We start from the raw sequence: 19,276 nt of genomic DNA, 5'->3' as shown, positions 1-19,276 counted from the left end.
CCGCCCGCTGCGCGCGTTCACTCTTCGGCGGCGATGCGTTCGATAACGGGCTTGATGTCCTCGGCGAGAAGCGCTTTGAGATAGATGGCTGCCACGCGGTGCTTACGGTCGAGGACCATGGTCGTCGGGACGACGCTGCTGGGGTAGTGACCGCCGAGTGCGAGCAGGCTGCGCATGGACGGGTCGAAGATCGACGGGTAGGTGACACCGCGGGCGGTCACGAAATCCTGTGCGGCCTGCTTGCTATCGCGTACGTCGATTCCGAGGAATTGCACCCCGAGGCTTTGGGTCTCGGCGAAAACCTGCTCGAGTTCTGGCGTTTCCATGCGGCACGGCGCGCACCAGGAGCCCCACACATTGATGAGGACGACCTTGCCGGCGTAGTCGGAGATGCGGATCGTGTCGCCGGTCATGAGGGCGGGTCCGGTGAGATCGCCGATGGTGCCGCGGCTGTCCGGCGGGTCGTAGAAGAGCTCGGTTTTACCGCCGGGCGATACGAAGTCGAAGCTGCCACTCTGTGTGACTGCGTCCCGGCCGGAGCCGCATGCGCTCACCCCGAGGACCGCGGTGAGCGCGGCGGCGATGGCTACGGTGTAACGGGACTTGTGCATCGGTCTCCTCTGGCGACCGCCTGCTGACGGCCGGAACTACTATCGTCCTTCGTAGATGGTAGTACGCTGACGCCTGTGCACTTCCAGTCGGGCCGCCGATGTTCGCCACTACATTCCGCCACACGAGATCACGCTGGGAAGTCGATCCTTCGAACCGGTACGTCACGGCTGCGGTCAGGTGGCATCCATCCAAGGGTGTCCGCGGATACGTCTCGAGATCGCGATTTCGGCGAGCGCGGAGTGGAGTTGGTCCGGCCGTTGACCGAGCATTATCCGCACATGCTCGAACGCGCGATCACACACAAGGTCAGGACGGGTGAACTCATATGATGCGCACCGGATTCGGGGAAAAGGACAGCATCGCGTGGCTGACTTGGACTGCGATGACTCTGCTGGTGGCGGCAGCCGCGCTTGCCGTGGTCGGGGTGCCGTCGGTGGATCTGCACGGTCCGCTGCATCGGATGGGCATCATGGACCCGGCATGCGGCGGCACCCGCTCGGTGTATCTCTTCCTGCACGGTGACGTGGCACGGTCGCTGCGCTACAACCCCGTCGGGGCGGTCGTCATTATCGGCGCTGTCGTGCTCGCCCTGCGTGCTGTTGCGGGACGGCTCACCGGCCGTTGGGTTTCGGTGTCCCTGCCACGTCACTCGGCAGTGGCCGTCGCGGCGGTGGCGCTGCTGGTGCTGGAGATCAACCAGCAAGCCCACGCCGACCTGCTCACCAGTCCCTGGACCGGATGAGCCCCTGGCGATGACCGATTGTCGATCCACGCTGCGCAGCCCAACCCCAGACAGCGAGGCTGAAAGTGATCGCTGCCGTGAGCAGGATGTGGACACCTGCCCTGCGGTTGAGAGCGTCATGCGGTCCTTCGTTTTACAAATATCGGAACTCGGCCGGGCGCGGTTTATTTCGCGGGCGCGAGATTGGTTGTATCCAGCGCGGGGCGAAGCGCTTTCGCGAGAGTGACCGCGTCGTTGACAGCGCAGTAGTGCAGGTAGAACAGGTGCGGGTCGTCGGCGAGCATGTGGTTGTGCAATTCGACGACCTCGATGCCGCCGATGCGAAGGGCTTCGATGACCTTGTTGACTTCGGTTGCGGTCAGGGCGAAGTCGCCATTGATGGCGGCTATGCCGTCCTCAGTGGGCTGGAAGTTGATGACGGTGGTGACGCCGAAGGTCGGTGGCAGAACGTGGCCGTTGTCGCTGATGGTTTCGGCGCGGGCAAGGGTGTACTTGAACAGGCCGCCGTCGACGGTTCCCCTGCGGCCCAAGGCCGTATCCACGCCGGCGGTGTCGATCGCCGTGGTTGGTTACCCCCGTACAAGGTCTAGACCAACGGTCCGAAATCCGCTCGATGCCCAGGTACGGGGGCTGAGAGCAACTATTTGTGAATGCTGTTGACTGTCAGCTGCTTTCGGTGGTGGTCATAGTGCCGGCCCGGATACCGGTAGATTTCTGCGAGAGTCATGTAGTCGTGGAAATATGGGTCCCAGCGAGCCGGATAGTGCATGCCGCGTGCGAAGTCGGCATCGGATTCACGGCGGAGCGACCCTTGCAGCGAGCCGATCACCCGATCGAGCTTGGCACCCATCCGGCGACGGTTGTAGACGCGCGCCGCAACCCGTGAGCCGTAGAAATTGATCACGTCGAACGGTGCTGTCATCGCGACGAGGAACCGGGCGTTTCCGCGGCTGGCACCGGCTGGCAACCGACCGAAAACACGCAACAGCAGCAGCAGTTTCTGGACGATCATGTAGCCGAACACCATATGCAACAACAGCTCCTCGTTCGTCCAGCGCGTTCCATTCGTCGGCGCGTTCCACTCATCTTCGCCGGTGACCTCCAGCAGGTGATGGAAATCGGTCCGGGCCCGCTCCAGGTCCGCCGCGAACACCTCGCGATCGACATTCGGCTGTGGCATCGTTCCACCTCGATCCGGGCGCGATACCCGACGACGAACACGCCCCACACGTCGATCATCGCGCGTGGACACCAATAGTCAAGAGGCCAGATCCCGGAGTCGTTTGGGCGTGTGTTCGGTGACTACGCAGGGCAGTGCGTGTACCACGGCTGGCATCCGGAGGTATCGGCCGCTGGGGTGAAAGGCCATCTGCCGCAGACGTGTTTCCTCGGTCACATCGGGCAGGTCAGTAGCCACACCATGATGCCCAGACCGATTGCGGACATGGTCAATTCGGCGGTGGTCGGTCGAATTCCGGGATGCGGGTCGCCGAGGAGTTGGGCGACCCTGGCGCCATCGAAGGCGGCGACAGCGGCATTGAATCCGACTTCTGGAGATGAGGCCGCGCCCATAGCCCGTACCAATGCCGCAGGAGGCAAATGCGATAAGGCAGCTCGTAGCCATCGCGCGACAGAAAGCCGTGCAGGGCATGGGAAACCGCATTGCGCGGAGTTCCTACTAGAACCAGAACTTCACGGCGGACGCGCCCCAGCATGAGCGCGGCATTCAGACCGGCTGGGCCGCCTCCCACAATCACCACATCGAACACGAGCGCTCCAATCAGTAGACCTCGCCAGATAGCTACTACCAGTAGATAGTTGGATCTAGTCGACCTGTTCCGGACGCTCATGTTTCGGTGGATAGCTGTTCGGGCTGTCCTATCGCCGGAAGGTATCTCGGGTTAGGGTATGTCGCCGACGATGGTCGGTCCGACTTGAGTTGTATGGCGGCGTCGCCAATTCCGTGCTGATCGAAATCCCATGATCAGCAGCAATTTTCCGGCCAGCATTGCGGCTACGCCGCCTATGGCTGCAGCCGTCCAACCCCAGTGCGTCACCGCGTATCCGGCGAGACCGAGATGAACGGCGACCATTGCCGTCACGACCACCGCGAGTAGCACTGGTGCGTGACGGCGGCTGCCCGATCGGATGTGTGCCGGGGTCACCGCACGGCCTCTCCTGCGGTCGTGCCGGCGTCGTCGGCTTCGCGCCAGTCCGCGGTGAGTGCGCCTCGGCCGAAGCGATCGAGGTCTCGGGTGATGGTGTCCCGAATCTGTTGCAGGGCTAGGTCATCGGTCGCGGTGATGCGCACGACAAGCAAGTCCTTGTCGGCGCTGATGGTGCAGCTGCCCCACGGGTCGAAGTGGATTGTGGTGCGCGTGTCGGTCGCGTCGACCCGTAGTCGCACTTCGCCTCGGGCGATCGGGTTTGTGCCGTGCATGCGCATCGTGTGGGCGCGTGGTGAGGCCATTGCGGTTGCGTGCTTGCGGAATTGGCGCAGATACCTGTCCGGCTCGGCGGTGGTGATACGGGCTTCGATGATCGGCATGGGTCTCACATCCTGGTAATCGTGGCCAGCCACGCCTGGACGCCGTCCGGGTCGGGGAGGATCTCGAGGACGGCCTCCTCGATCGAGTCGACGCGCCAGCCGTCGGTGAAGGCCGCTTCGATGTCGTTGCGGGCCAGTCGGTGCGGGCCCCACGCGCCGGGCTGGCGATCGCTGAAGCCGAGCATGAAGTAGCGGCCACCGGGGCGCAGCAGCGCGGCCAGCGTCTGGACATAGGCGGCGCGCACCTCGGGAGTGAAGATGTGCAGCAGCCCGCTGTCGAGCACCGTGTCGAAGATTTCGCCGTGTTCGGCCAGCGACAGGGCGTCGTGTCGCAGGAACCGGACGGTGAGCCCGCGGTCGCGGGCCTTGCGTTCGGCGTATTCGATGGCCTGCGCCGATTGATCGACGCCGACCGCTTCGAGTCCGAGTTGCGCGGCGAGCATGGCGTGTTCGCCGGTGCCGCAGCCGATATCGAGTACCCGGCCGCGTATTTCACCGGCTTCGGCCAGGGCCGTGAACGCGGGTTGGGGCCGGTCGATATCCCAGGGCGGCTTGCTGGCGTAGAGGAAGTCGGGGCCGGGCGGGCGCTGGTATTCGGGATGGGGGTCATGAGTGGGAGCGAACATCGCCGTCTCCTGTCGAGTGCGGGCTGATCCCCGAGTGGGGCCTGGCCTCAATTTATCGAGACACTGTGTCTATGGTCAAGAGGTAATGTATTGACCAAGGTCATCACGTATACTCGGCGGGTGCCGAAGCTATGGAATGAAACGATCGAGGCGCACCGCTCCCAGGTACACGACGCGATTCTCGACACCACCGCGGCTCTGGTGTTCGAGCAGGGTTTGCGCGGGGTGACCATGTCGCAGATCGCCGAGCGGACCGGTATCGGGCGCGCGACGCTGTACAAGTACTTCCCCGACGTCGAAGCGATCCTGCGCACCTGGCACGCCCGCCAGATCGCCACGCACATCAGCGAACTCGCGCGAGTGCGTGACGGTGCGGGCAGTCCGGGGGAGCGGCTGGACGCGGTGCTCGCCGCCTACGCCCACATCGCGCACCAAACCGGCAGTCACGACCGGGAATTGGTGAAATTTCTGCATCCCGACGAGCGGATCGTCGATGCGCAGACGCAGCTTCGCGAGATGGTGCGGCAGCTGATCGCGGAAGGCGCCGGCACCGGCGAACTCCGCGGCGACGTCGCCCCGGACGAACTCGCAAACTACTGCTTGCACGCGCTGTCCGCGGCGGCCGAACTCACCACGGACACCGCAATCGCCCGGCTGCTCGCTGTCACTGTCAGCGGCCTGCGCGCGGAGCGGCGGTAAACCCACCGCGCGAGTGCCATGCGGTCGAATCGATCGATCCGACTGTGATGGCCGAATCCTGTTCCTTTCCAGTCTGTTCCGTCGACAGTCGACTGCGGAAGCCCGCTCCTGCGCTGAGCAGGCTGTCGCGCTCCTCGACGGTCAGCGGGCGTTGGAGAGCACGCTCATCACAACCTGGGCTTGGTCATCGGCACCCGCGCCGGGCGCAGCATCGTCTACAGCCTTTACGACAGCCATGTCGCTCAACTCCTCGACGAAGCCGTCTACCACAGCGAACATCTCCGTCTCGGGCTTGCTGACCGACCCGATACCGCTAGCTGACCTACACTGCGGCGTTCGAATCCGTATCGCCCCCCGCGCGGCGGCAACCTGTAATCGGCCGTAGCGGTCGACGAGCCAGCTCGTCGTGTGCGAGGGCAGATGCATCGCACCGACGTGCATGGTCGCTCACTTGCCCAGCGGCGGCGGTGCCGTGACCGTGTCGAGCAGGCCAGGGCCGAAGGCTCTGGGTGGGATATCAGCCGTGCAAGGTGAAGAACGCCGCACTGCCGACGCCCACGACCAGACAGTAAATGGCGAACGGGGTGAGCGTCTTCGTCTCGAAGTATTTGACGAGAAACTTGACCGAGATGTAGGCGAGGATGCCCGCGACGACGCTGCCCGCGAGCGCGGGGCCGAGGATGTCGTGGTTCTCCGGTTTGAACAGTTCCGGGGTTTTCAGCACACCGGCAGCGAGGATGACCGGGGTGGCGAGCAGGAAGGCGAAACGGGCGGAGTCCTCGTGGCGCATGTCCTTGAACAGGCCGGCCACAATGGTGCTTCCGGATCGGCTGATGCCTGGGAAAAGCGCTGCGATCTGAGCGGAACCGATGAGCATCGCGTCCTTGACGGAGAGTTTGGACAGTCTCGCGTCGGAAGCGCGGTCCGTATCGGTGACAGGGAGTACCACGGTGTCCTGCATGGACAGGTTAGTGGTGAGTCCTGTCGGGGTGAGGACCGGTTCGCGTATCTCTTTGCGATTGCGGAGCATTTCGGCCGACAGCAGCACTAAACCGTTGAGTGCCAGGAAGATCGAGGTCGGGATGGGTGTGCCGAGGTAGTTGCGGACCACCTTCTCCAGTGCCAGACCGGCCAACCCGACCGGGATCGTGGCGAGTACCAGTAGCACTCCCAGTCGTGCTTCGGGTGTGTTGATCTGTCGGGTGCGGACCACATTCCAGAGGCCGCCGATGATGCGCACCCAGTCCCGCCGGAAGAAGATCACCAGGGCGAGGGCGGTGGCGACATGCATCGCCACCAGCAGCGCCAGGTACGGGGAACCCTTGGCGGACATGTCCAGATCTCGTGCCCACTGTCCGCCGACCCAAGCGGGCATCAGGATGCTGTGCCCGAGACTGGAGACCGGGAAGAGCTCACTGACTCCCTGCAGCGCGCCTACGACAATCGATTCCAGATAGGTGATGGCCATGCTTCCTTGTCCAGGGTTCGGAGCTTGCTCGATCTTCGGAGGTTTCCGGATCGGATGGGCTGTGAGTGCTCAGGCGTCCAGCTGCGGCACGGGCAAAATCACTGACGAACTGTGCCGTATTCGCCTGGGGAGCAAAGTCATCGAGGAACGCCGGACTCGCAGCGCATCGACCCCGGAATTCCTCATCTCCGTCGCAGGGGGGACCGTACTGACTGGTGCCTGTGACGGCGCTGAGAGACAGTCGGCTGGCGTGCGACCGCATGGGCCGTCGTCTTCTCTCAGCGTGGCCACAGCAGGTGTTCAGTACGGTCGCTCATCATGACCGAGCTGACGAAATCCGAGGTCGGGCGCGCGACACGCCTGCTGAGCAAGGTGCCCGAGGTCACGGCGTGGTTTTGGGTCATCAAGATCCTTTGCACCACAGTGGGCGAAAGCTTCGCGGACTGGATCAACTCCTCGCTGGGTGTCGGCCTGAACATGACGGCGCTGCTGTTCACGGTCGTGCTCGCCGCGGTCCTGGGATGGCAGCTACGCCTGAATCGTTATGTGCCGCTAGCGTACTGGCTGACTGTGGTCGTGATCAGCGTGACCGGCACCCTGTACACCGACATCCTCACCGACAATCTCGGCGTCCCACTGGCGCTGAGCACCGGCGTATTCGCTGCTGTCCTGGCGGTGGTGTTCGGCATCTGGTTCGCCCGCGAACGGACACTGTCGATCCACAGCATCGTCACGCTGCCGCGCGAATTGTTCTACTGGCTCGCAGTTCTGGTCACCTTCGCGCTGGGCACCGCGGCCGGTGACTGGACGCTGCAGGCGACCGGCTGGGGCCCGGGGGTATCGGTTCTGCTGCCGGCGGGACTGATTGTCGCGGTCGTTCTCGGGTGGCGTTTCGGTGCGAACGCGGTGCTGTCGTTCTGGCTCGCCTACATCCTGACCCGGCCGCTGGGGGCGAACCTGGGCGACTGGTTCGCTTCTCCGACCGCCGATCACGGCCTCGGGGTGGGCACCGCGCTGACCAGCGTCATCTTCCTCACCGCCATCCTCGCCACTGTTCTGTATCTCACGCGCACCCGCGCCGACATCATCGACGAGCCGCAACAATCCAGGACCGGGACGAACACGGCCGACCCGGCACGCGAGCGAATCATGCTCGGGTACTTCGCCGTTGTCGCAGTGCTCGCCGGTTCGCTGCTCGTGTGGGCGGCCGCGCAACCGCATGCGGACGTCGCCAGCGAAGAGGACCCCGCACCCGTCACGGCGACACTGACTCCGGGGCAGGCGACCGGGCATTTCCCCGCCACCGAGATCGCGAAGTTCCGCACCATCACTCAGGACGCGCTGACCAAGGTGCAGGCGGGAAACCAGAGCGAGGCGAAGGCTCGGATCAAGGACCTCGAAACCGCCTGGGATCAGGATCAGGACACCCTGCAGCCCCTCGATAAGTCGGCATGGGATGTGCTCGACGGTCAGATCGACGGTGTGCTCAAGGCAATTCGCTCCGGCAAGCCGGACCCGTCGACCGAGACGCAGGCGCTCACCACATTGCTGGCCACACTGGGGTGAACCACCCCGGCCGACTCCCGCACCGATGTGGTGACGCCGGCAGTGTCTACTAGCTAGGGCCGCAAAGGCGAAAACATCACCGGCGCAGATGTATTCACGAATCGGAGCGTAGGCGATAGCCGACGCCACGCACGGTTTCGATCGTGGCCAAAGCGAAGGGCGCGTCGATCTTCTTTCGTAGATACCCGATGTAAACCTCGACGACATTGTCGGCACCCTCGTAGTGGGCGTCCCACACCGAGTGCAGGATTTCGGTCTTGGTCACGACGTCGTCCCTGTGTCGGATCAAGAATTCCAGTAGCCCGAATTCGCGCGGGGTCAGGATGAGTGTCTCGTCGCGGCGCGTCACCCGGCGGCCGGCTGGGTCGAGTGACAAGGTTCCGGCAGTCAGCACCGTGGGGCGTTCAGGCGCGCCGCGACGGAGCAGCGCCCGCAGACGCGCGATGAGAACGATGAATGAGAACGGCTTGGTGAGATAGTCGTCCGCACCGAGGTCGAACGCGTCGGCCAGATCGTATTCGCCGTCTTTTGCCGACAACATCAGTACCGGCGTCCAGATTCGGCGGTTCCGCAATTCTCGGACGATCTGATAGCCGTGCTTGCCGGGCAGCATGATGTCGAGCACGATCACGTCGAATGCACCTGTCGCGGCCATTTCGAAGCCCTTGTGCCCGTCGTGGGCGATCTCGACGACGAACCCCTCGGCGGTCAGAGCACGCCGTATTGTCTCGGCAAGACGTTCCTCGTCGTCGATCACCAGGACCCGCATCAGACGGTGCCTCCTGTCTCGTTTCGCCGACCGTGTACCGCACCACGTGTGGATGATCCGGACGTACCAAATCGATCATGGCGCGGGGGGGCTGTGGAAACGCTGAGTGCCGTCCCGGCGACGGTGGATCACCTGTGCGGGCTCTCAGGCGAGCACAGCGGTTTCACAGCAGGGGCCTGGCAGGGTCGGTCCGACAGCCGAAACGGCTGAACTCGGAAGGACAAACTATGAACAAACTCGTGGCAGTTATCACCGCGATCCTCGCGGCCGGGACGATCGGCGCCGGTGCGGCCGTCGCCGATGCCGCACCCGTCTCGCACCCTCTTGCCGCCACTGATACCGCGGAACCCGGCGATATCCCCGACGCCGTGGACACTCCCGAGCCGGGCGACACCCCGGACTCTCCCGGAGTCGCGGATCATCACCACGGCGGCCGCGACGGCAGGGACTCGCCGGATGCCACCGGGGGCGCGGATCACGACAATGGCCGGCACGGTGATCACAATGGGGCCGAGGGTCCGGGTGAGCACGGGCGGTGAGTTCTCCCATCACGATCGGGTCGGGAACCTATCGATCGTGATTCGTTGATGTCCTTGTGACTGAATCTGATTCGACCGCGGCGAAAGGTATCCATGATGCGGATCGGGTCCATTCCCGCGCCCGGTAAGTGGGGGCTGCGGGTCAGGTCCGCCCTGATCGTCGCGGTCGCGGTCGCGGTCGGGCTGGGAGTCTGCGTGCTTGCGTTGATCGGCTTCCTTTACCGGTCTCTCACGACCGCCGCCGACCATGTCGCGGCCTCGCGCGTCTCGGAGATCACGAGCCAGTTGCGCTTCGATACAGCATCCGGGCTCGACCGCAGCCTGCTGGCGACCGACCGCAGCCTGACTGTCGTACAGGTGATCGGCGAGGGGGATCGCGTTGTCGCGACGTCCACCGACGGCCCCGCTGGGCCTCTCAGTGCGTCACGGCCGCCGCCGGGGCGCATCGTGCACAACGCCGATCCGATCGCAGCGGACACCGGACTCCGATTGACGGTGTCCACCGTAGACGGGGCCGGGGGCCGATACACGGTGGTGGTGGCGATGAATCACGACGCGATCGAGGACACCGTCAAACTCGTTCTCGCACTGGTGGGAATCGGGACGCCGTTCGTCGTGGTGATCGCCGCAGGCACCACCTACGTGCTGGTCGGCAGGTCGCTGGGGTCGGTCGAGACGATCCGGCAGCGGGTGGAGGCCATCAGTAGCGCGGATCTGACCGAACGGGTGCCGGTACCACAGCAACGGGACGAAATCGCGGCGCTCGCCGACACCATGAACGAAATGCTCGCTCGCATCCAGTCCGGTCACGCGGCGCAGATCCGATTCGTCGGCGACGCCTCGCACGAACTACGCAGCCCCCTGGCCTCGATGGCCGCCGCCCTCGAGCTGGGACTCACGCACCCTGAGCTCCTCGACACCGCCCTGGTGAAGTCCACACTGATGCCAGAGGTCGAGCGCATGCGCTTGCTGATCGACGATCTGCTACTGCTGGCCCGCGCAGACGAACGCGGATTGCCGCACCGGACAGTCGATGTCGATCTCGACGACATCGTGGCCGCCGAGATCGCCCGCCAACGGGCGCGATCGAGAACCATTGCGATCAGTGCCGACCTCCAACCCGCACGAATCCAGGGCGATTCCGGTCAATTGGCGCGCGCCATCCGCAATTTGCTCGACAATGCCGTCCGCTATGCCGCCGAGACTGTGACAGTCCGCCTGACCCGGGAGACGGACAACGCCCGCATCGAGATCGCCGACGACGGCCCCGGCATCCCTGTAGCCGATCGTTCGCGCGTCTTCGACCGATTCTTCCGCTTGCAGCAGGATCGTGGGCGCGGCAGCGGCGGATCCGGGCTCGGGTTGGCGATTGTCACGGAAATCATTGCTGCACACCACGGATCGGTGCGGTTCATCGATAGTTCCGCCGGAGGTGCCACCGCTGTCATCACACTGCCGGCCAGCCCGTGAAAGGGGCTGAAACGGCTCACCAAGGGTGACGTAGACGCCTCGTTCTGCAGAGTGCACCATCCTGTTTCGGCGACTGCCCGATCGATGGCCAACCGTCGCCATCGAGATATGGTCCCGGCTTCGCACCATCCGAGCTGCGAGTCGCGGCGCAGCGAATTGCCTTCGCCAGCAATCGCGGTGCGTGATCGTAGCCCGGAAGTGTCCCCGCGATCGGCGCGTTGTGCGCTCTCAGTGTCTTCTCAGCACTGGGGGAGCAGTCTTGGTCGTGAGGGCTCGCGGAGTCGTCCAATCCTGTGTGACCGCAACGACGGTCGCCGGCATCGTGCACGGTCGGTGACCTCGGACGCGGAGAGGCCAGGTCTTTGCTCCTCGCCCCATATGGGGTCGACGGAGGTTCGTGATCCACCCCGATTGTCATTCCACCGACGGGCGTCCGTCTCACCGGCAGACGCGTCCGCAGACACGGAAGGCGGAAGATCATGAGGTACGGCACTGCGTTTCGCGAGGAGATCGCCCGGGAGGGGGTCACCCCGTTGATCGGGATCTTCGACATGTATTCGGCATCGATCGCCGCGCGGCATTATGGGGGAATGTTCGTGTCCGGGTTCGGATTCGCCGCTTCCTACTACGGGCTACCCGATATCGGATTCATCGCTTGGCCCGACATGGTCGGGTTCGTGCAGCGGTTGCGTTTGGCCTTTCCGCACCAGCATCTGCTGGTCGATATCGACGACGGCTACGTCGATGCCGAGGTGGCGTGTCACGTGGTCGAACACCTGGAGGCGATCGGTGCGTCGGGGGTGATTCTGGAGGATCAGCAACGCCCGCGTCGTTGCGGTCATGTGGCGGGCAAGCAGATCCTGCCGCTGGAGCAGTATCTGGAGAAGCTGAACCTGGTGTTGCGAACACGCACCGATCTGGTGGTGGTCGCACGGACCGATGCCACCGATGAGGATGAGATCCTGCGCCGCGCCGAGGCACTCGCCGCGACCGATGCCGATGTGCTGCTGGTCGATGGCGTGCGCAGTGTGGAGTGGATTCGGAAGGTGCGCGGGGTCGTCGGGACGAAACCATTGCTGTTCAACCAGATTGCCGGTGGACTTTCGCCGCGATTGTCGTTGAGCGAGCTCGACGAACTCGGCGTGAATGTGGCGATCTACTCGACGCCGTGCCTGTTCGCCGCGCATACGGCGATGACCGAGACTTTGCAGGCGTTGCGCGCGAACGACGGGCGGTTGGCCGAGGTCGGTGACAGTGATGTCGGGGTCGCCGGGTCGATTGCGCTGCTGGAAGGCAACCTTTCCCGGCATCGGCGCGTGGATGCCATGCCGAGATCGCTGGCAGGCATGCCGCTGTGACGTAACGCCTGTAGGGCCTGACACTCACCAGGGATCGCCGGGACCGTCGTGGCAGGGCTCATGCCCTGCCACGCGGAACAGCTACCGCCGCATGGCGGGGTCCTCATGATGGGACTCCGCGGTCCGGTCGGGCCGTTGGACGTCAGACTTGGTGAGAGCGAGGTAGCAGACCAGGGCGAGGATGAGCACGCCGAGTACCGCCACCACGGGACCGTTTCCAACTCCGAGGCCGCTGACCTGGGTCGGTTTCGCGACCCAGTCTGCGACAGCGGCGCCCAGCGGGCGGGTGATGACGTAGGCGACCCAGAAGCACAGGATCGGGTTCCAGCCCAGCCAGCGGTAGCCGGCGGCGGGTACCAGGATGAGTGCGGCGAAGATTGCTGCCGACGCGGCATACCCCAAATGCAGTGTGTAGGCGGTGAAGTCACCGAGCGCAGTGCCCATCGCGAAAGTCGCCGCGACCGCCGCCCAATAGAACAGTTCGCGCCGGGGTGTATCGACCGTGTGGATCGACAGGGTGTGCTCGGTGCGGTGCCAGAGAGTGAACACCGTAGCCAAGGCGGCGGCGTAGAAGACCGTCGAGAGGGTGTACGGGACGCCGAGCGCGACGTGCATCACATCGGCCGCCATGGTGCCGAACACGCCCACCATAACCACTGTGAGCCAGTAGGTCCGTGCGATATAGCGGCCTGTGCGAATCTGCATCACGAGGGCCGCGAGGAAGCCTAGGAAGCCGAGGGCGACCGCGATCGGCGGATCCATGGCGGTGACAAGAAAGTCGGACCCGGATTCGCCGATGGCCGTGGACAAGCCCTTGACGATCCAGAAGGCGGCGGTGATCTCGGGCACGCGCAGGGCACCGGCACGGGTAAGCAGCGATAACGACGAACGGGAATGGCCGGGCATGGAACTCAATGGACCACCTCTGCGAAATGGGAGGACTGACGCGAGTATCGACACCGTCCCGCTGGGAGGTGGTGTCGATAGACGCAGGTGGACAAGGTGTTTCGCACCCGGTCCGCAGACTGTCCCAGCCTCGGAAGTGGCATGGCCTGCGAGCGGGCGTGAGCGGTCGTTGCCCTCCGGCAGTGTGACCGCCCGGCGCTGAGAGCACGCTGAGAGAAGCGTCGAGGGAACGCGGGAAGCTCGAGCACCGTGGCATTTGGACTGCGCCGAGCGGTCATAGTTCAGTGGTCGCGGGCCGAACCCCGGCGTTCGGGCCGATCAGGCGAAAGCTGCTGCCGCCGTCATCGATTCGGGTTCCATTGTGTTCGGCGGCTGCTCATCGGTGGTGGTATCGGGATCTCGGCGATCGCGTCGATAACCCACTGGAGCAATGACAGGCCCAGTAATCCGGCCAGAGCAGCAGCAATTCCGATCTTCCAGCCCGGCGGCCGCCGCGATACGACAAGGTCGGCATAGTGGGTGCCGGGTGGGATGTCGACCGCCAGGAAAATGTCTGCGACGGTGTGGAATCCGATGTCCTTGCCATCGAGCGTCACCCGGTAGCCGGGCCAGGCCAGCCGGGCGAAGACCATCCGGCCGCCCTCGCCGGAGGTGACCCGCAGACGACTGGTAACGCTGTCGCGGCCGACCTGGGTGTAGGTGACGTCGCGAGTATAGGCGGGGCCGGGGTTGGTGGAGATTTGCCCGCCCTCGCGTTCGAGTACCCAGATGTAGTGCTCGTGGTCGGGATAGTCCACCCATTTCCACCCTGCAGGTGCGGGTTGGTTACGAGCATCGGGGTATTGAGCGCGTTGCAGCACAACGCGATCCACCTTCATCAAGTCGACGAACGTTCGCCCGGTCGAGGGTTCGACGGAGAACGCTGTGCGGTAGGCGGCGGGGCAGGTGCTGCCGTCCCAGCCCATGCACAGGAGTTTGCTGAACTTCCGGTAGCCGATGGGCGTGTAGGCGTTGACATAGTCCAGGTGCAGGTTCTTGGCGTAGTTGCCGAAGGCCAGTGACCCCCACGCCCCGGTGAGGCTCTGGTCGGTCCGCGGAATCAGCGCCCGGTCGGCGAGTTGCAGTGTGACGCCCTCGAAGTGCGGGAACGCGGCCTTGGCCTCGGACCGCTGTTCGGGAAAGTCATACGACATCGGTGTCGGCGACTGCGCACGCACCTGGTCGTAGGCGATCGGGAACATCGCCAGGATCGCCAGCACACACGCCGCAGCGATGCCACGGGTACGAGCGAGCCACACCAGCGCCGCGGTGAGTGCGGCCACGACAGCGACCGCGACCAGATGTCGAATCACCAGATGTGGTGCAGCGCTGAATGATCGGACGAACAGCAGCCCGATGAGCACACCCGCCGCGATACCGCGCCGCCGCCAGTCGGCGAAACTGCCGTGGCGACTGAGCAGTACGCACACCAGCACCAGCAGGGCGACCGCGAGCATGGGCAGGACGCGGGCGGGCCAGCGCAGTGGCCCGATATCGCCGGGTCCGGCGGTCCACATCAGGAAGATCAGCGCGAACAACACGAGTCCGGTCAGCTCACGCGCCGAATGCCGGACCGCAGCCCAATCGATGAAGGCCAGCAAGGGAATCAGAAACCAGGCGATGTAGACCATCGGCAGCGGCTGCACATACCCCCACCAGCCGGTGAACGCCGGCACGGTACTGGGCAGGCTGGCATTGAGCGATTCCGACCACGGGACGTTCAGGAAGTCCTCGTTGAGGATGCGCTCGTTGCCACGCCAGGTCACCGACGAGGACAGCATGCCCGGCAGATAGGTCTCCAACCCGGCCAGGCCCGCACAGCCGGCCACCGCCAGCAATCGCAGCGACGGACGCCACGCGCGCTTGTAGACGACCTCTCCGACCGCGACCGCGACGATCATCAGCGCGGATTCGACTGCGGGAAACACGTATTGGACCGAGATGGCCAGATACAGGAACACGAACACCGGAATCGGGCCCTGGCTCCAGTGCCGATCGTTGCCGTCCGCGCGCACGTAGCGGATGGCCGAAGCCCACGCGTGCAGCATCCACGCGGTGCCGGTGAGCGAGGTCGCCCAGCTGGCCTCGTCGAAGAACAGGAACCACCCCGACAAGGGAAAAGCGACCCCGGCGACCGCCGCCCAGGGTGCGCGAGCACCGTAGGCCAGACACACACGGAATACTCCGAGCGCGGCGATGATCGAGAAGATCATCTTCACGACCGTCACATACAGTGCCAGATTGTCCACCGACGGTGCGATCAGGTCGACGAGCAGTTGCGGCGGGTTGTAGAGCCCGGCTTCCTCCATCGAGTAGTTGCCCGACATCCACTCCCACGGCACCAGCGCCGGAAAACGACCCTCGCGCAGGTGCCGGCCCAGCATTACCCACATCGGTCCGTATTGGGCTTCGGTGTCATCGGTATAGAAATGGCGTGCGTTGGCCAGCAGGACTGACAGGTACCCTACGAACACGCCGACAACGGTGACCATCCCCCACCGGCGCACGTTCATTCGAGACTCGAGCGCAGCATTGACTCCCACGAACCGGAGACCCTACTTCATAGGGTTGCTAAGTAACAGCGTCGAATACCGCAGTGTGGCTTCGTGAATGGATGGCGCGGCGGGAGGGTGTCGGGCTGAGAGTCGAGGACGGGTGCAGACTCTCACCCCTGTATCCGCGAGATGGTGCGACTCCCGAGCTGCGGTACCGGGTCTTCCCCCGGGGAACTGGAGGTGAACGGCAGATGCCGCCCAGCGGCCCGTACATGAATTTCTGTTAGAGAATAATCGAACTGTTCGGCCGGTTTCCGTGGAAACCTCTACCTTGCTGAAAACCAAGGCGTGAGCTGCCATATCGTGGCATGTCTGTGACCTCCGCATGATGATCAGGCCTTCACTTCACCTCAAAGATGTTCTGTCTTAGAATGAACTTGTTCAGCGTTCGTTTGGAGGTTCTAGGTGTTTGTCGAGTCGGCACGGCCACGAACTGTGCGAGAGCACCCGTATGCGGGATGGTTCGCGGTGGGGGCGGTGTGCCTCGGCGCGTTCATGGGCCAGCTCGATGCCAGCATCGTGACGCTGACTTTCCCTGCCGTACAACGGGAATTCGGTGCACCGCTCGCAGAGGTGCAGTGGATTTCGCTGGCGTATCTGCTGACCCTGGTGGGGCTGGTCGTCGCCGCCGGTCGTATCGCCGACTCGATCGGCCGCAAGTTCGTGTACTTGCAGGGCTTCGCGGTGTTCACGATCGCCTCCGCGGCATGCGCACTGGCGCCCGGACTCGGCTGGCTGATCGGTTTCCGGGTGGTGCAGGCGGTCGGCGCGGCCATGCTGCAGGCGAACAGTGTCGCGCTGGTGGTGACGAGCGTGGCGCCGAAGCGTATGCGGACCGCGCTCGGGATCCAAGCCGGAGCCCAAGCTTTGGGCTTGGCGCTCGGACCTGCCCTCGGGGGAGTGCTGGTGTCGGTGGCCGACTGGCGATGGGTGTATGGGGTGAACATCCCGGTCGGATGTCTCGCCCTGGTGGCGGGCCGCTATCTGCTGCCGCGCACGAAGCAGCGTGCGGTGTTGCGCGAATTCGATTGGCGCGGTCTGCTTCTGCTCATCGGCGGAACTACCGGTGGGTTGCTCGTCGTGTCCGCTGTGTCAGGGCTCGAGCTCCCGCAGGGGGCGCCCTTGGCGCTATCGGGACTGACGTTGCTGTGTGTCGCGGGATCGCTGTGGTGGGCGCGCCGCGCCGCCGAACCGCTTGTCGATCCGAGTCTGTTGCGGCCACCGGCGGTGTGGGCCGGCCTGGTCGGAGCCTTCGCCGCGTACCTGGTGCTGTTCGGGCCGTTGGCCTTGTTCCCGCAACTGCACGGCGCGAATGCCACTCGCAGCGGTGTGGTTCTCACCGCGCTTCCCGTCGGTTTCGCCCTGGCGGCGGTCGCGGGGACGCGAATGCTGCCGCAGGGGTGGAACACTCGGCGGCGTGAGCGATTGGGCGCCGCTACCGCTGTTGTCGCCCTCGCCGGACTCGTTATCGCGCCGACGGCGGTCTGGTGGTCTTTCGCGTGTCTGGGTGTGCTTGGCCTCGGTTTGGGAGTGTTCATCCCGAGCAACAACACCGGCATCATGAGCGCTATCCCGCCGGGCCGGGCGGGGACCAGCGGTGGACTGGTGAACATGAGTCGTGGTCTGGGTACCGCGGGCGGCGTCGCTGTCGTCACGCTGGCCTTGCACGTTGGCAGGAATGCCGAAAGTTCCACTGCCGCAGCGAGGATCGCGTTGTCGGGCTTGCTCGCCTTCGCGGTGCTGGCCGCGGCGACTACGGTTGTGCACAGCAGGAGAGGATCCGATGGATCGTCCGACATCGAGGAGCCGTCGATGACCGTATCCGCAGCCGAACCCGTGTCCGCGTGGGCCGCTCGGCCCGACGAGAGCGCCCTGGCCGAAGTCATCGCATGCCTGCGCCGCGCCATGCGCCGCGCGGCGCGTGCGGCTGATCCGTCGAACACCTTGTCGGTCGCCCAGCTGGAGTTGCTCTCCTGTGTGTCCGAACATCCCGGGATCCGTCCCGGGCAGCTGGCCCGGTTGCTGCGCATCGCTCCGAATTCCGTGACCACCCTGGTCAACGGATTGCACGGGCAAGGCATGATCACCCGCGCACCGGGAGAGGATCGGCGGGCGGTGACCCTGACCCTGACCGGCGGCGGGCAGGACGCGGTGCGCTCCTGGCAGGCCACCAACACCGACATTCTGTGCATCGCATTGGCCGAACTCCACCCGGGCTGGCAGCACCTGCTCAGCGCGGCCATGCCGGCGCTCGATGAGCTCACCCGCGCTATCGACACCCTGGCCGATCCTCCCCTGCAGCCGAGTAACGAGCGGTAAGATTTCTGCGGATGGCTTCGCATCAGTGCTACGGAGGTCATCGCTGATCGGGTTCGTTGAGTGCCGGGTTCGTCGATGATTCCGGAGGTTCCGTGCTCGGTGTGCTGCTGGCGTCGACTATGTGGGGTTTGTCCTCGGTTCTGATGAAGATGGTGCTACCGGGTGTGCCGCCCTTCGGTATCGCTTTCATTCGCGTAGTGCTTTCCGGTGCAGTGCTGACACCGATTGCCTTCGTGAGATCGAAGGCGCGGGCCGGACGGGATGTTCCCGTATCCGGGAGCCGGGACCTGCTGCATCTGGCTGTACTCGCGGTCACCACTGTCGCGGTGCCGTTCTGTCTGACCGCCTGGGCGCAGCAGCAGGTCGACGCGTCCCTGTCGGCGGTGCTCCATGCGACTGTCCCTTTGTGGACAACAGGTTTCGCGATCATATTGCTGGGCTATCGCCCCGGTCGCCGACAGATAGGCGCTGCCGGAGCGGGGCTTTTGGGAGTCGCCGTGCTCGCCGGATTGGGCACGGGAGGCATGACCGGCTCGTCCTGGCGCGGTTGTCTGGCCGTGCTGGCGGCATCGGGATGCTACGGATTCGGCTGGACGTATCTGCGCCGCAACCTCTCCCACCGCACACCGCTCTACATCGCGGCTGTCATCCAGGCCGGAGCAGTTCTGGTGCTGCTGCCCATCGCGGCCGTCACCACCGACACTGCACGCCTGGAGCTGACGCCGGTCCGAATCGGTTGCCTGCTCGCGCTGGGCGTAATCAGCACTGCCGGAGCCGAATTGATGAACTATCGCAATATCGCCCGCTTCGGTCCCACGACGGCGGCACTGACCGCGTACCTGGTCCCGGTAGTCGGCGTCGTCGCCGGTATCGCGGTGCTCGGGGAGCACCTGAGTGCGCGTTTGCTGATCGGCGCGGCGATCGTGCTCGGTTCGGTCGGTCTCGCCGTTCAGCGCGGTGGCAGAAGTTCGCCGACATCCGCGCAATCGCAACCGGCGGCACCGACGAGAGCCGTCGCGTGGACTGCGGAACGGTGACGCGGTAATCGCGGGAGGCCCGC

18 protein-coding genes and 2 pseudogenes are annotated in these 19,276 nt (G+C 64.8%); 9 read left to right on the top strand and 11 right to left on the bottom strand.

Annotated elements, in window-relative coordinates:
* Positions 1–17: 17 nt before the first annotated feature.
* A complete protein-coding gene (locus OG716_RS24100; protein WP_405133027.1) occupies positions 18–611 on the bottom strand; it encodes a TlpA family protein disulfide reductase in 594 nt (197 codons plus the stop codon).
* Between the two features lie 326 nt (positions 612–937).
* Here OG716_RS24100 and OG716_RS24095 point away from each other — a divergent pair, with 326 nt between their 5' ends.
* The gene (locus tag OG716_RS24095; protein WP_405133026.1) at positions 938–1,354 is read left to right on the top strand and encodes a DUF2752 domain-containing protein; all 417 of its coding nucleotides are present in this window, start codon (positions 938–940) and stop codon (positions 1,352–1,354) included.
* Between the two features lie 164 nt (positions 1,355–1,518).
* Here OG716_RS24095 and OG716_RS24090 read toward each other — a convergent pair whose 3' ends face one another.
* From OG716_RS24090 to OG716_RS24065, 6 genes and pseudogenes are all read right to left on the bottom strand, one after another.
* The gene (locus tag OG716_RS24090) at positions 1,519–1,896 is read right to left on the bottom strand and encodes a DUF1259 domain-containing protein (RefSeq protein WP_405133025.1); all 378 of its coding nucleotides are present in this window, start codon (positions 1,894–1,896) and stop codon (positions 1,519–1,521) included.
* 98 nt (positions 1,897–1,994) lie between these two features.
* The gene (locus OG716_RS24085) at positions 1,995–2,534 is read right to left on the bottom strand and encodes a DinB family protein (protein WP_405139875.1); all 540 of its coding nucleotides are present in this window, start codon (positions 2,532–2,534) and stop codon (positions 1,995–1,997) included.
* 212 nt (positions 2,535–2,746) lie between these two features.
* The gene (locus OG716_RS24080; RefSeq protein ID WP_405140290.1) at positions 2,747–2,926 is read right to left on the bottom strand and encodes a hypothetical protein; all 180 of its coding nucleotides are present in this window, start codon (positions 2,924–2,926) and stop codon (positions 2,747–2,749) included.
* A 47-nt stretch (positions 2,927–2,973) separates the two neighbouring features.
* Positions 2,974–3,153, bottom strand: a pseudogene (locus OG716_RS24075) (FAD-binding protein); the annotation flags it as partial.
* Positions 3,154–3,515: 362 nt separating this feature from the next.
* Positions 3,516–3,902: a DUF2218 domain-containing protein gene (locus tag OG716_RS24070; RefSeq protein WP_405133024.1), complete on the bottom strand. Its 387-nt coding sequence runs from the start codon at positions 3,900–3,902 to the stop codon at positions 3,516–3,518.
* Between the two features lie 5 nt (positions 3,903–3,907).
* Entirely contained in the window at positions 3,908–4,528 is a 621-nt protein-coding gene (locus tag OG716_RS24065; protein ID WP_405133023.1) for a class I SAM-dependent methyltransferase, read from the bottom strand.
* Between the two features lie 120 nt (positions 4,529–4,648).
* Here OG716_RS24065 and OG716_RS24060 point away from each other — a divergent pair, with 120 nt between their 5' ends.
* Complete coding sequence (locus tag OG716_RS24060) at positions 4,649–5,227, top strand: TetR/AcrR family transcriptional regulator (protein ID WP_405133022.1); 579 nt, start codon at positions 4,649–4,651, stop codon at positions 5,225–5,227.
* Positions 5,228–5,398: 171 nt separating this feature from the next.
* Positions 5,399–5,548 (top strand): annotated as a pseudogene (locus OG716_RS24055) (transcriptional regulator); the annotation flags it as partial.
* 196 nt (positions 5,549–5,744) lie between these two features.
* Here the strand turns inward: OG716_RS24055 and OG716_RS24050 are convergent.
* Positions 5,745–6,695: an undecaprenyl-diphosphate phosphatase gene (locus OG716_RS24050; RefSeq protein WP_405133021.1), complete on the bottom strand. Its 951-nt coding sequence runs from the start codon at positions 6,693–6,695 to the stop codon at positions 5,745–5,747.
* 318 nt (positions 6,696–7,013) lie between these two features.
* Here OG716_RS24050 and OG716_RS24045 point away from each other — a divergent pair, with 318 nt between their 5' ends.
* Entirely contained in the window at positions 7,014–8,261 is a 1,248-nt protein-coding gene (locus OG716_RS24045) for a hypothetical protein (RefSeq protein WP_405133020.1), read from the top strand.
* A gap of 94 nt (positions 8,262–8,355) precedes the next feature.
* Here OG716_RS24045 and OG716_RS24040 read toward each other — a convergent pair whose 3' ends face one another.
* Positions 8,356–9,030, bottom strand: a complete 675-nt coding sequence (locus OG716_RS24040) for a response regulator transcription factor (RefSeq protein WP_405133019.1) — start codon at positions 9,028–9,030, stop codon at positions 8,356–8,358.
* Positions 9,031–9,257: 227 nt separating this feature from the next.
* Here OG716_RS24040 and OG716_RS24035 point away from each other — a divergent pair, with 227 nt between their 5' ends.
* From OG716_RS24035 to OG716_RS24025, 3 genes are all read left to right on the top strand, one after another.
* A complete protein-coding gene (locus OG716_RS24035; protein WP_405133018.1) occupies positions 9,258–9,569 on the top strand; it encodes a hypothetical protein in 312 nt (103 codons plus the stop codon).
* Positions 9,570–9,665: 96 nt separating this feature from the next.
* On the top strand, positions 9,666–11,039 hold the full coding sequence (locus OG716_RS24030) for an ATP-binding protein (protein WP_405133017.1): 1,374 nt from the start codon (positions 9,666–9,668) through the stop codon (positions 11,037–11,039).
* A 479-nt stretch (positions 11,040–11,518) separates the two neighbouring features.
* Positions 11,519–12,397, top strand: coding sequence for an oxaloacetate decarboxylase (locus OG716_RS24025; protein ID WP_405133016.1), 879 nt, complete (start codon positions 11,519–11,521; stop codon positions 12,395–12,397).
* A gap of 81 nt (positions 12,398–12,478) precedes the next feature.
* Here the strand turns inward: OG716_RS24025 and OG716_RS24020 are convergent, their stop codons facing one another.
* Both OG716_RS24020 and OG716_RS24015 read right to left on the bottom strand, forming a co-directional pair.
* On the bottom strand, positions 12,479–13,303 hold the full coding sequence (locus tag OG716_RS24020; RefSeq protein ID WP_405139873.1) for a hypothetical protein: 825 nt from the start codon (positions 13,301–13,303) through the stop codon (positions 12,479–12,481).
* 341 nt (positions 13,304–13,644) lie between these two features.
* Positions 13,645–15,816, bottom strand: coding sequence for a hypothetical protein (locus OG716_RS24015; protein ID WP_405133015.1), 2,172 nt, complete (start codon positions 15,814–15,816; stop codon positions 13,645–13,647).
* Positions 15,817–16,332: 516 nt separating this feature from the next.
* On the opposite strand from OG716_RS24015, the gene OG716_RS24010 reads away from it, so the two are divergent.
* Positions 16,333–18,216 carry an MFS transporter gene (locus OG716_RS24010; RefSeq protein ID WP_405133014.1) on the top strand — a complete coding sequence of 628 codons (1,884 nt, stop codon included), beginning with the start codon at positions 16,333–16,335 and terminating at the stop codon, positions 18,214–18,216.
* 92 nt (positions 18,217–18,308) lie between these two features.
* Positions 18,309–19,253 carry a DMT family transporter gene (locus OG716_RS24005; protein WP_405133013.1) on the top strand — a complete coding sequence of 315 codons (945 nt, stop codon included), beginning with the start codon at positions 18,309–18,311 and terminating at the stop codon, positions 19,251–19,253.
* The last annotated feature ends 23 nt before the right edge of the window (positions 19,254–19,276 follow it).

It is taken from the genome of Nocardia sp. NBC_01388, from assembly GCF_045040085.1.
In the GTDB taxonomy this organism is placed as follows: Bacteria; Actinomycetota; Actinomycetes; order Mycobacteriales; family Mycobacteriaceae; genus Nocardia.
Note: the sequence above shows the minus strand (reverse complement) of the source record. Positions and strands in the feature narration are given on the sequence as shown.

Bases quoted from the DNA above. Each gene is read 5' to 3' on its own strand.
- OG716_RS24100 (WP_405133027.1), bottom strand. From the start codon at position 611: ATGCACAAGTCCCGTTACACCGTAGCCATCGCCGCCGCGCTCACCGCG.
- OG716_RS24095 (WP_405133026.1), top strand. From the start codon at position 938: ATGATGCGCACCGGATTCGGGGAAAAGGACAGCATCGCGTGGCTGACT.
- OG716_RS24085 (WP_405139875.1), bottom strand. From the start codon at position 2,534: ATGCCACAGCCGAATGTCGATCGCGAGGTGTTCGCGGCGGACCTGGAG.
- OG716_RS24080 (WP_405140290.1), bottom strand. From the start codon at position 2,926: ATGGGCGCGGCCTCATCTCCAGAAGTCGGATTCAATGCCGCTGTCGCC.
- OG716_RS24070 (WP_405133024.1), bottom strand. From the start codon at position 3,902: ATGCCGATCATCGAAGCCCGTATCACCACCGCCGAGCCGGACAGGTAT.
- OG716_RS24065 (WP_405133023.1), bottom strand. From the start codon at position 4,528: ATGTTCGCTCCCACTCATGACCCCCATCCCGAATACCAGCGCCCGCCC.
- OG716_RS24050 (WP_405133021.1), bottom strand. From the start codon at position 6,695: ATGGCCATCACCTATCTGGAATCGATTGTCGTAGGCGCGCTGCAGGGA.
- OG716_RS24045 (WP_405133020.1), top strand. From the start codon at position 7,014: ATGACCGAGCTGACGAAATCCGAGGTCGGGCGCGCGACACGCCTGCTG.
- OG716_RS24040 (WP_405133019.1), bottom strand. From the start codon at position 9,030: ATGCGGGTCCTGGTGATCGACGACGAGGAACGTCTTGCCGAGACAATA.
- OG716_RS24035 (WP_405133018.1), top strand. From the start codon at position 9,258: ATGAACAAACTCGTGGCAGTTATCACCGCGATCCTCGCGGCCGGGACG.
- OG716_RS24030 (WP_405133017.1), top strand. From the start codon at position 9,666: ATGCGGATCGGGTCCATTCCCGCGCCCGGTAAGTGGGGGCTGCGGGTC.
- OG716_RS24025 (WP_405133016.1), top strand. From the start codon at position 11,519: ATGAGGTACGGCACTGCGTTTCGCGAGGAGATCGCCCGGGAGGGGGTC.
- OG716_RS24020 (WP_405139873.1), bottom strand. From the start codon at position 13,303: ATGCCCGGCCATTCCCGTTCGTCGTTATCGCTGCTTACCCGTGCCGGT.